Here is a 10,558-nt window from a genome sequence, read left to right as displayed (position 1 = left end):
CCAATTAATCTGTTTGGTTCATTGGTGGAATTTCTGGACATAACAACATAAGTTATTTCACCGGCACGAAGGCATTGAACGCCTTTTTCCTTAGAAATAATTTTACAATTTGGTGGGATAATACTTGAAACATATACTAAATTACATTGTTCAATATCAGCGTCACGCAATGCTAACTCAAATGATTGCAGCTCGTGTTTATGTCTCCCCACACCTTTTGTGAAAAAAACTCTTTTTGGTACCATGTTTGAAGGAAAATATAATTTCAGATTATAAATATATCTATTATTTTTCTTCTTTGGGTTCTTCTTCTTCGTCTTGTTCCTCAGTTGATTCGCCTTTTACCTCTAGTTGTTTTTTCAGAAGAGTTTTCATCTGCTCCTGTATATCAACTTGTTCTGGCTCGTATGGTTCCTCTTCCTCAGGTTCTTCCTCCTCTTCATCTTCTTCGCGCATTTTTGCTAAGTCAACTGCAGTTTTCTCTTTTTTTGTTTTCATCTGCATCTTCAACAAATCACGCATTTGCTTTTGAATATCCACCTGTTGTCTTTGAAACTCTGTTTGTTCTTGTTGATAAGGTGTAATCACACTTTCTTGGACGAGGTTTTCGATAAGCTTTTTAATCTCTTTGTATGGGTAGACGCCATGGAGCTCATAATAACTTCTAGCCCTTGGTGTCTGCACCTCTTTGCCGCCACCAGCAAGCCCAAAAAGTTTAGCTTTTTTACCACCAATTTCAACGCCACCAGCTGCAAAAGTTTTATCGCTACCAAGACCAAAACCTGCTTGTGTGATAGGTATGATTGTACCAAAACCAAAAATCTGACCAAGTATACCTTGTTTAGCATTAATATCAGTTATTTTATCGTACCTGACAGTCCTCTCTTGTTTTGTAAATATGCCGCCTTTGAAAGCGATACGTAGATTTGAGATGATGTATTTATGTGATCTTCTATATAGCTCAACGATCAAAAAACCAACAATAGAAGCAGCGACAGAAAACACAGGGATAAACAAGGCAGAATCCTTAAGCCAATTCTGCCACAACATTAAACCCACTGCACAAACAAAAACAGCGAGGTACATAAAAAAAACACTCCAACGTATAGCAATCAGTGATGCAACAACACCAAATAAAAGCATCACAAGCCCCCATGCTAATACAGGGAACCAATCGTTTCCACTGAACAATCCTTTCCAATCTGAGAAATTAACCAACCAATATACAACAACCCCCCATATTATCAAAAACAGGCAAAGTGATTGTAACTTCATAAATGAGAGTGGATGAGGCGAAAGTACTCTTTCAATATGTTCATTCTTTAGTATCTCTTCTTCGTTTTCTTTTTTCTTTTTTGTCATCCTCTTCCTCTGCTTTTTTTATGTCTTTCTTGGTTTTAAATCTATTGGTTTTATATTTTAATAGCAAGAAGGTAATTAAAACAGTGGATAAAATCATTACCATCAAAGAAACACTATTTGACATATTCAACTGATAAAAGAAAAAAGTTGTTCGCATTGTTAGGTAAGAAACAGGGATTGCTAAATACGGTAAAAAACTCCAGGGTCTTTGCAGTTCGTCCGTGTTTTTTATAAGAAATACTATTGCTTGAGTAATAATAAGTGAAATTATGGCTATTGTTGAAAGCCAACCTAAGAAAGAAAACAATGCGATGTACCATCCATGTTCAAGAAAAAAAGAGATATAAAATATTATGTATGCTATAACAAACAAAAAAACTAGATATAGGGGTTTACCGATCAGTAGGTTTTTGATGTTTCTTAGATCATATAACATATCGATTTTTTCTTTTTTTGTTTCGCCAATATAACTAGGTCGTATACCTAAACCTACTATTATCAGCAAAATGAAGAACCCGAAATGCACTGGATTCAGGAAATCTATATTAAACAAAAAGGCAAAGAATTTTTCTGAAAAACTGTAAAGATTTGTGCCAAAGTTTTGTAACCCTGATGAAAAAGATTCGTAGTAACCAGTTGTGAAGCTAAAAGCTGAAGGATTTATTATCAAAATGAAATATATCAACAATAATAAAGAAGGAATAAAGAAAGGACCAATGAAGAGGAAAGCGTTTGACACCCATTCAAACACTCCTTTTTTCTCTTTTTTTGGTGCGACTTTACCATAGTCTACACTGATAAAAAAATCTGATATCCCGCTTCTTGTAACTGTGTAACCAAGTGCGTGGCATATTGTTTGGTATAGTATCCCAAGGAAGTTAGTGAACCTGCATAATGGTTCATGTTTATGCCATATTTTTGATAGTATGTATCTCTGGCTTTCTATGAATAGTAGTTGGATGAACCAGAAAAGTAGTAGACCTAATATTGGTGCTAATGGTGCAAAAACAAACGTGTCAATTTGTGATCCCATCATGTCTCTCTCATTTTTTATGAATACGATTGATTTATATAAAATCTTATATTAGTGGAGAGAGTGTTAAAACAAACCAAAAAAATCATTTTTTTACTATTTTGTTTCCTCTACTCCTTCTTTTTTACTCTGTTTTGCTACCTCGTCAGTTATCTCTTTTTCTTTAATAATTTTTATATCCGGCAAAGATGCCTTCATCATTTGTATACCAATCCTAGCAACACGTCCTCCAGCAGCAACTAGTAAAAAAGCTATTGCTACCCAAATCAGTGCATTGAACATTGGAAACAGCAGCATCATTGTATCCTCAGGACTTGAACCAGATGCTCCCTGTGTTGTTTTTTCTTCAAGTATTTTGACAGGGATACCACCGCCACCTGTAAAAACACTGATTACTGTTGCTATTGTATATATCATTATGCATAGCCCAACAATTAATAGAATATAACCAACGAGTTTTTCATTATTGATTTTCATATACATTTTGCCTCCTTACCAACCATATAACCTTTTTTTTCATTATAAAACTAGCTAAATTTTTAATCATATATTATATAGATTTCTAGCTCGTTGCCCATATAGTCATAGGCTTTCCATGAGTTTTCATTGAAAGGGCTTGCAACAATAATATGTATTTTACCAAATCTATCGAAAAGATCCAAATCCGCTTCCGAAGGTATTATGAAAGATGACGGGTGGCTATGTACGGTTCCAACAATACTATAGTCAATAGGTAACATGTGCAACTTAAAGATCGCATGAGAATCACCAGATATAGTACCAGGTAAAATAATAATCTCACTTATAGTATCCTTAGATGCTTTATCCACGCGTAGTAAACCACCGAATTCTCTAGGATAATTTGATTTAGACGCCTCTAAAATTAGTTTCAAACACTTATGCGTAATCCTCCATTTTTTCTGAGACGGCGAAATTCTCTCTCTTCGTTTAAAAAACCTCATTTTTTTATCGCACCAGCTTTAATCTGACCATCTGATAGAAACTTTCACCAAATCTAACAAAATTTGCTTTCTTCTCAGAGCCAGTAACAACTATGTCATCATCGGTTGTAACATTCTGAGAATAATTTCCATCGATAACAAGCTTAGATTCTTTTGTTTGCGGTAAAATCTTTACACTAATTTTTTTCTCAAGTGGCACGACCCATGGGCGGGCAGACAGTCTAAAAGGAGCTAGAGGGGCGATAACCATCGCGTTTACAGATGGATCCATTATAGGGCCACCAACACTCAAAGCATAGCTAGTTGAGCCAGTAGGCGTAGCAATTATTATACCATCTGCACCAAGTGTCTCAAAAAGTTCTCCTTCAACAAAAAGCTGAAGATACATTATCTTAGAAATACGAGCTGTTTGAACAGTCACCTCATTTGTAGCATCAGGGAGACGTTTGCCATCAACAGTAATCTTTAGTTTGGCTCTTTCCTCTATATTGTATTTCCCTTCAATAACTTGTTTTAAACCACCAATCGCATATTTTGATTCAACCTCTGCTAGAAAACCCATGCCACCTGAGTTAATGGCAAAAATCGGTTTCTCTACAGCCTGCAGAGTCCAAAGTATTGTACCATCTCCGCCGATTACTACAACAACATCTGATTTCTTGTTAATCTCTTCAAGCGAATAACCTTTTAAATTCATTTCTTTTGCGAAATTTTTTTCAGCAAAAACCTCACCGTTTTCCTTCAAAAAATCATAAACATCCTTTGCTAACGAGACAGTATTTTTTGCGCCAGGTTTACATACAAGACCCCACTTCATAATAAAACCCTCTATACAGTTGCTACTTTTATAAGTGGTGCTAACCTTTTTAAAAGCGACGGGTGTTTTAAAACCAATGCTTTCACAAGACTCAATGTACTTATCTCATCAAAATTATAGTCTTTAAGCGAGTCAGCTAGCATATTAAATGTTTTATCATCCATATCAAGCATTATCTCTTTAACAACATAGTTTCTCTTTATTTTTTTACCAAACGCTTCTTTCCAACGGTTCTCATACTCCATTAGTGTTTCTTTGCTAAAATCCTGTTTTTCTACAGCTTCACCTATCACTTCTCCAGCTATTTTCCCTCCCTCAAGACAATGTGTTAATCCACCACCAGTTATGGGATCAACATGTCTAGCAGCATCACCAACTAAAACAAGATTATCCCTTATTGTTTCAACTGGTAAAGAAACAGGTACAGCACCTGCCAAGAAACGCAATGGTTTACCTTTCTTTAATTCAGGGTGAGCATCAATGAATTTATCAAGAAGTTTTTTAGCCATACCAGGTTCACTTAGGCTAGCTAATACTCCTATTCCTACGTTAGCAACATCTTTTCCCTTTGGGAAAACCCAGACATATCCACCAGGTGCAATTTTGTTTCCAAGATAAAAATCACAAAAACCTTCGTTGCATTCAACTCCCGCTAATGTGTATTGGGCGCATGTCTCAAGATCAACAGGCTTCAAAATCGTATTAATACCAGCCCATAAACCAACTTTGGATTCAACGCCATCAGCACCAACAACAACATCCGCTTCAACTTCAAACACATCATCGAAATGTTTAGCCTTCACACCCTTAATCCTATTTTTTTCTTTTATGAGACCAAAAACCTGTGTGTTCATCTGGTATTCTACACCAGCTTTAATTGCTCTTCTAGCAAGCTCCTGATCAAAAATATCCCTATAAATTACGTAACCTGTTTCGTTACCAGCTTTATCAGCTGAAAGCTTAACCATGGTACCATCAGGGGAAAATATGCGTGCGCCATCCATCCTACTAGCTATCCAACGAGTCCCCTCAAGCATATCCCATTTGTCTATCTTACGACTGATACCCTCGCCACAGAGAACAGGTACACCAACCTCTGCCCTTCTCTCCAAAACAAGGACCTTAGCGCCAGCTTCTGCAGCGAAACGAGCAGTAATACTACCAGCAGGTCCGCTACCCACAACAACAACATCATATTTCATGACTATTAAACCTCCTGACTAACAGCACCAACAGGGCAGGTTTTCACACATATAGAACAACCTATGCACTCCTCCTTGTTAACAAAAGCTTTACCACTGCACCACGTAATAGCATCCTGTGGGCAAACAGAAATACAACCGCAACAAGCAAGACATTTACTGCTATCAACCTTGGCTTTAGGCTTTACCATCTGATTCACCCGTTGTTATACCTGAGGCTATAAGATGCGCCACCCTTATGGGCTCTGGTATGACACCCCTTATCGTAGAAATCTTTATTATTTCTTTTGCCTCATCTATAGACAAGCCAACACATTTAACATAAATAGGGTTGTACATAGTTTTAATTTCGTGGAGTTTTCCTTTTTTCATTAGATCCAGTCGTTCTTTCCAGTCATCAAAATTTTTTTTCAATGCCTTTTTTATCATCTCAAAATTAGGTTTATCCCTAGTGACTGTTATAACTGGTAGATTTGTAGCAGAATATACCTCGTCGATGTCAACTACATTGAAGCCACCGAGAGCAATTCCATCAAGCAACATAGCCTTCAACTGTTTTTTATGCCGCGTACTCTGTATCATCTCTTTACAAACAGGTGTTGCATCAGATCCATCAACGGCCACCTGGTTCCTCAAAACACACTCAAGATATTCGCCACCACGCATCACAACACCAATTACCGTCGTATACTTTTCAGTAAATGTGAATGGTGAATCATCAACACCTAACAAACGGATTTGTTGTTTCATCAAACAAAATAAAAACCAAGGTATTCTAATAATGTTTTCGACAAAAAAAATTTTTTGTTAAAATCCTACAGCAAAGGTAAATTTCCAGTGACCTGATCTATCAGATTCTCTGGAGCAGGTCCAATTCCTAAAACCGTTTTTGTACCAGCAGGTATCTCAGTATGACCCGCATCAACAACAAGATACGTTACAATCCTCAGCTGCTCAGCTTTTTCTTTAAGCGGATAAAAATCCTGTTCACAATCAACTCTCACAACAGCTTTTTTCCCACCCTCACTCTGCCATTTTGTAAACCACTTAGAATTAGTTTTTTTTGTTTCTAACGCACATGCAACAGCAGCATGAGCAACCTGTGCAGCTAGTTTACCTGGTGAAAGATTCAAATCTTTCCTGGTAACAATCACCATTTTGTATTCAAAGTTCATCTACTTTACCTTCTGCATTTTCAGAATGATCTATTTCATGAAAAGATTCTTTTTTCCATTTCTCTCCTAGTTCTTCGGCTTTATCAAAGTCAATCAATCCTTTTACCAGTAAAGTTTTTTCCATTTCTTCCACATGTTTAAGTGGTACACCCAGATATCTACTACCCACTTTCACTATCATTATATCATCGTTTACAGCTACACTTTCACCGATTTTGTTTCCCTTAGCATCTACAACAAAACGACACAACAAACCATTCTTTTTGTATTCCTTTTTAATTTGTTCCTCACTTTTCTGTTTTTTATTATTAAGGAACAAAAATATGGTAACTTCTACTGCTATTATGAGTATTAAAATGCTAGTAAACAGCACGTTCAATTCCACAGCCAAGGTATCTGCGATTCTATTATAAATCTTTGGAATATATGCCAAAATTACTAAAACATGGAAAAATATGATGTTGCAATAGTTGGCGGTGGGCCCATAGGCGGGCAAGTAGCTAGACAAATAGTGAAAGCAGGATACAAAGTAGCGTTATTCGAGGAGCACAAGCAAATAGGTGAACCACTTAAATGCGCAGGGTTGATAACAACACGCCCTCTTAATTTAACTAATATACCTGAGAAAATTGTTGTACAAAACAAAATCAGAGGTGCAAACATACATTCACCATCAGGACACATTTTAACAATTGGTGGAGACAAAGTTCATGCAGTTGTAATAGACAGACCACTTTTTGATAAAGAAATAATACAAAGTTCAGTTGATGAAGGAATAGAGGTTTTTTTAGGAAATAAAGTCATCTCAGCAAAAAAACAAAACAAACATGTTGAATTAAAAACAAACCAAAATATCAACATACAATGCAACTTGTTGATCGGCGCAGACGGACCTTTTTCGAAGACTAGGGAATGGTTTAATTTACCAAAACCAGCAGAGTTTTTAAATGGAATCGGCGCAGAAATAACAGGTACAAATCTAAACCCAAACTATGTAGAAATCTTCGTCGGAAAAAACATAGCACCAGGATTCTTTGCATGGATAATACCAACCAACAAACAAGGCACAGAAGCAAGAATAGGGCTCTGCATAAACCAAAACTTACCATACCCACCAAATTATTACTTCTCAAATTTCTTAAAAAACAAAAACACGGAACTGTATCTAAAAAACACAAAAATCATTAGAAAAACAGGAGGAACAATACCCTTAGGATTACTGAGGAAAACAACAGAATCAAACATTATGATAGTTGGAGACGCCGCAGCACAAGTAAAACCCACCTCAGGTGGTGGAATATACACAGGTTTACTATGCGCAGATTACTGCGCTACAACAGCTATAGAAGCATTACAGAAAAAAGATTTCACTAACAAAATTTTGAAAAAATACAACAAAATATGCAATGACAAAATCGGTAAAGAACTAAAACTCGGCATGAAATTCAGAAAAATTTTTAAGAACCTCACAGACGAACAGTTAGACAACTACATAATAAAATTCCAAGACACAAAAATCATACAGACCATATCGAAATATGGTGACATCGACTACCCATCAAAACTAGTAAAACCTCTTCTAAAAAACATACCTTCTCTAATAAAGTTTTTACCGAAGATAATCAAAAAATAATTTTTTTATCTAGATGAAGGCGGCGGTGGCGGAGGCACATAATAATCCTGTTCCTCATAACCTCCGAACTCTTTCTCCTCCTCTTCTTTTCTAGCCTTAACTCTTGGTTTCTTGCCACCAAACCTTCTTTTTCTTCTAATGACAATTATTACTACAATTAAAATAACGAAGATGATCAAACTAAGAATACAAGGCATAAGTATACTGAGCATAAACAATGGCGAAGGAACCATTTTACATGTTACCATAGTAGATGCACCAGATTCATCTTCATCAAAAGTAGTCTCTAAATAATATCTACCATCTTCAGTTTTACCTAAAAACGCTTTACCCGATGGATCATCATATTCTACAGAAGATAACCCCTTCGGGAAAACAATCCTATACGTAACTTTTTGATTCTCCTGACCAACAAAATTAAAAATCAAATTAGAAAAATCAAACGCCGGAGGCGAAAAAGAAACACCCAAATTAACAGAATAAGAACTATGAGCATATGAAACAACCTTAATCGGCAGATCATCATCCATTCTACTTATATCCTTATCCCATACCAGAGATCTATCAAACTCTCCTCTATCACTACGCCCATCAACTTTTAAACCAGTTAACACACCAGATAGTAAGCTATTAAAAAGCTGCTTTTTGCTGTTTAAAAAATTATTTACATCATCTGAGGTAAACACGTTTTCCTCAATACACAACCTTATCGCATCTGAGTTCAGATATTTTATTGATATCTGCTTCGGTAAATAAAATTCAGATGGGAGAGTTATAACACTACAATTTTGCTCCTCCTCTAAATACAATCCAAGCAATAGTTCTGTTTTTCCTGTAAAAACACTAAACAAATTCAGATCTGTACTACCTAACTCAATTTTTACTATGGTTTCTATTTTCTCTTCATTATACTCTGGTCCATCTGAATCAATTTTACCGGATATTGGTTTGCTAGAGTTCCATCTGTATATGTTTTCTCCATCTAAAGTAACGTTGTTCGGTAAATAGAATAAACCAGTGTAAGGGTAACCTATTTCATTTAGTTTATCACCAAAATTGATGTCTGTTGAAGAGATGTTTGCTTTCGCACCAGCTTTACTTAACCCAAAAAATACTCTACTTGGTATGTTACAAATCTTGAGATTTATATCACTATCTATAAACTCAGCTTTTACCGGTGGGTCATCATCCATATTTACTGTGTCATATGGTACTAAGCAGTTTGTTGTCGTATTAAGATCCCAATTGAATACCATATCGAGTGTTTGGTTTAAAGACGAACTTTCAATTTTTGATATCACCTTATCTTTTAATGGGGTGATCGTCGTCTCATGTATTTTATCCCATGAGATAAACTCGTTTTCTACAAATAATCTGATACCATCCGCTGGCAAAAAATTTAAGTTAGTTATAAAAGCTGGTAAAACGTTGTATTCACTAATATCTATAGTTTTCATTATAATTTTTGTTTTTAAACTAGTTTTTTCTATGTTTCTAGTGTTTAGCTCAAATTCTAGCTTAATGTCTTCAGTTTTTGGAATGGTTGGTGTAGACTCATATCTCTGAATTGTCATCTTAGCCAATCTACTATTTTGTGTTCCGTCACTGTTTTTTACTTCCCATCTTATTTTATTACCTGATACACTTCCGCTTGTGAAGGGACAATATAACGAGGCTGGTAGTATAATCGTATAAATATTGTCCCAACCCAATTCAGCTTGTAAATTTATATCATAATTTACTTTGGCACCCATGTTTAATACGCCATTTAAAAAATTGTAAGCATTTACTATTTGTTTCATACCAAAAAAGGCTGAGCTTAGATTCACTGTAAAACTGTTATAAAACTTATCATTTTCATATGTTGGTAAAACATTTGAAGCAGAGATAACAGCATTCTTGTTAGCTTTAGTTGTATTAAACGTTTTAGTTATAGTATTATATAGCATTATTTGTAACTCATGTTTTATAGCGCCAAGTAACTCTTGGTTGCTGCTTGCTATCGTTTTTATATCATTCCGCGTGTAGACGTTTTCACTCCCACTTAAAGTTAGTTTGTTAACAATAAAATCTACGTTAATTTTGAAATCAGTTGCACTTATCATTTCGATATTAAAATTTGCATCTATATCATTCCCTATAACATCCTCTGCATATACAAGATTGTTTATGGGAAATATCGCTAATATCAAAAAAGCTAATGCCATTATGCATATTATTCTAGTTAATTGCATTACACCCATATCCTAACTTTAATAATTAAACATATGTCATTATAAAAACTTTCTCACGAAAGGAGTGTTGCCCGCAAATTCATTCTTTCTCCTTATTTAGTGCATGCAATTCCATAATACAAATCTGCATAAAACCTCCA

The 10,558-nt window shown here is 35.4% G+C and carries 13 protein-coding genes; 1 reads left to right on the top strand and 12 read right to left on the bottom strand.

Annotated elements, in window-relative coordinates:
• From QHH19_04920 to QHH19_04870, 11 genes are all read right to left on the bottom strand, one after another.
• Positions 1 to 245: pyruvoyl-dependent arginine decarboxylase (locus QHH19_04920; GenBank protein ID MDH7517666.1), on the bottom strand; the 245-nt coding region annotated here is incomplete at its 3' end.
• A gap of 40 nt (positions 246 to 285) precedes the next feature.
• On the bottom strand, positions 286 to 1,362 hold the full coding sequence (locus tag QHH19_04915) for a PH domain-containing protein (protein MDH7517665.1): 1,077 nt from the start codon (positions 1,360 to 1,362) through the stop codon (positions 286 to 288).
• Complete coding sequence (locus QHH19_04910) at positions 1,316 to 2,398, bottom strand: hypothetical protein (protein MDH7517664.1); 1,083 nt, start codon at positions 2,396 to 2,398, stop codon at positions 1,316 to 1,318. Before QHH19_04910 ends, QHH19_04915 begins: the two co-directional genes overlap by 47 nt.
• A gap of 93 nt (positions 2,399 to 2,491) precedes the next feature.
• Positions 2,492 to 2,872, bottom strand: coding sequence for a hypothetical protein (locus tag QHH19_04905; protein ID MDH7517663.1), 381 nt, complete (start codon positions 2,870 to 2,872; stop codon positions 2,492 to 2,494).
• Positions 2,873 to 2,934: 62 nt separating this feature from the next.
• Positions 2,935 to 3,357, bottom strand: coding sequence for a Mov34/MPN/PAD-1 family protein (locus tag QHH19_04900; protein ID MDH7517662.1), 423 nt, complete (start codon positions 3,355 to 3,357; stop codon positions 2,935 to 2,937).
• A gap of 4 nt (positions 3,358 to 3,361) precedes the next feature.
• Complete coding sequence (locus QHH19_04895) at positions 3,362 to 4,174, bottom strand: NAD(+)/NADH kinase (protein ID MDH7517661.1); 813 nt, start codon at positions 4,172 to 4,174, stop codon at positions 3,362 to 3,364.
• An 11-nt stretch (positions 4,175 to 4,185) separates the two neighbouring features.
• Complete coding sequence (locus QHH19_04890; GenBank protein ID MDH7517660.1) at positions 4,186 to 5,376, bottom strand: NAD(P)/FAD-dependent oxidoreductase; 1,191 nt, start codon at positions 5,374 to 5,376, stop codon at positions 4,186 to 4,188.
• A 5-nt stretch (positions 5,377 to 5,381) separates the two neighbouring features.
• Positions 5,382 to 5,567 carry a 4Fe-4S binding protein gene (locus tag QHH19_04885; protein MDH7517659.1) on the bottom strand — a complete coding sequence of 62 codons (186 nt, stop codon included), beginning with the start codon at positions 5,565 to 5,567 and terminating at the stop codon, positions 5,382 to 5,384.
• Positions 5,554 to 6,126: a DUF99 family protein gene (locus QHH19_04880; protein MDH7517658.1), complete on the bottom strand. Its 573-nt coding sequence runs from the start codon at positions 6,124 to 6,126 to the stop codon at positions 5,554 to 5,556. The genes QHH19_04885 and QHH19_04880 overlap by 14 nt, the downstream gene beginning before the upstream one ends.
• A 65-nt stretch (positions 6,127 to 6,191) precedes the next feature.
• Positions 6,192 to 6,551 (bottom strand): peptidyl-tRNA hydrolase Pth2, encoded by a 360-nt coding sequence (pth2, locus tag QHH19_04875; GenBank protein ID MDH7517657.1) that lies wholly within the window; start codon positions 6,549 to 6,551, stop codon positions 6,192 to 6,194.
• On the bottom strand, positions 6,541 to 6,936 hold the full coding sequence (locus tag QHH19_04870; GenBank protein ID MDH7517656.1) for a hypothetical protein: 396 nt from the start codon (positions 6,934 to 6,936) through the stop codon (positions 6,541 to 6,543). Before QHH19_04870 ends, pth2 begins: the two co-directional genes overlap by 11 nt.
• A gap of 60 nt (positions 6,937 to 6,996) precedes the next feature.
• Between QHH19_04870 and QHH19_04865 the strand changes: the two genes are divergently transcribed.
• A complete protein-coding gene (locus tag QHH19_04865) occupies positions 6,997 to 8,184 on the top strand; it encodes an NAD(P)/FAD-dependent oxidoreductase (GenBank protein ID MDH7517655.1) in 1,188 nt (395 codons plus the stop codon).
• A gap of 5 nt (positions 8,185 to 8,189) precedes the next feature.
• Here the strand turns inward: QHH19_04865 and QHH19_04860 are convergent, their stop codons facing one another.
• Positions 8,190 to 10,418 (bottom strand): hypothetical protein, encoded by a 2,229-nt coding sequence (locus QHH19_04860; GenBank protein MDH7517654.1) that lies wholly within the window; start codon positions 10,416 to 10,418, stop codon positions 8,190 to 8,192.
• Positions 10,419 to 10,558: the final 140 nt, after the last annotated feature.

Source organism: Candidatus Thermoplasmatota archaeon, from assembly GCA_029907305.1.
Taxonomy (GTDB): Archaea; Thermoplasmatota; E2; order DHVEG-1; family DHVEG-1; genus JARYMC01.
This window is presented reverse-complemented; position numbering and strand designations above follow the sequence as displayed.

Excerpts from the sequence above, each read along its gene's own strand:
- QHH19_04915 (MDH7517665.1), bottom strand. The coding sequence starts at position 1,362 with ATGACAAAAAAGAAAAAAGAAAACGAAGAAGAGATACTAAAGAATGAA.
- QHH19_04910 (MDH7517664.1), bottom strand. The coding sequence starts at position 2,398 with ATGATGGGATCACAAATTGACACGTTTGTTTTTGCACCATTAGCACCA.
- QHH19_04905 (MDH7517663.1), bottom strand. The coding sequence starts at position 2,872 with ATGAAAATCAATAATGAAAAACTCGTTGGTTATATTCTATTAATTGTT.
- QHH19_04900 (MDH7517662.1), bottom strand. The coding sequence starts at position 3,357 with ATGAGGTTTTTTAAACGAAGAGAGAGAATTTCGCCGTCTCAGAAAAAA.
- QHH19_04895 (MDH7517661.1), bottom strand. The coding sequence starts at position 4,174 with ATGAAGTGGGGTCTTGTATGTAAACCTGGCGCAAAAAATACTGTCTCG.
- QHH19_04890 (MDH7517660.1), bottom strand. The coding sequence starts at position 5,376 with ATGAAATATGATGTTGTTGTTGTGGGTAGCGGACCTGCTGGTAGTATT.
- QHH19_04885 (MDH7517659.1), bottom strand. The coding sequence starts at position 5,567 with ATGGTAAAGCCTAAAGCCAAGGTTGATAGCAGTAAATGTCTTGCTTGT.
- QHH19_04880 (MDH7517658.1), bottom strand. The coding sequence starts at position 6,126 with ATGAAACAACAAATCCGTTTGTTAGGTGTTGATGATTCACCATTCACA.
- pth2 (MDH7517657.1), bottom strand. The coding sequence starts at position 6,551 with ATGAACTTTGAATACAAAATGGTGATTGTTACCAGGAAAGATTTGAAT.
- QHH19_04865 (MDH7517655.1), top strand. The coding sequence starts at position 6,997 with ATGGAAAAATATGATGTTGCAATAGTTGGCGGTGGGCCCATAGGCGGG.
- QHH19_04860 (MDH7517654.1), bottom strand. The coding sequence starts at position 10,418 with ATGCAATTAACTAGAATAATATGCATAATGGCATTAGCTTTTTTGATA.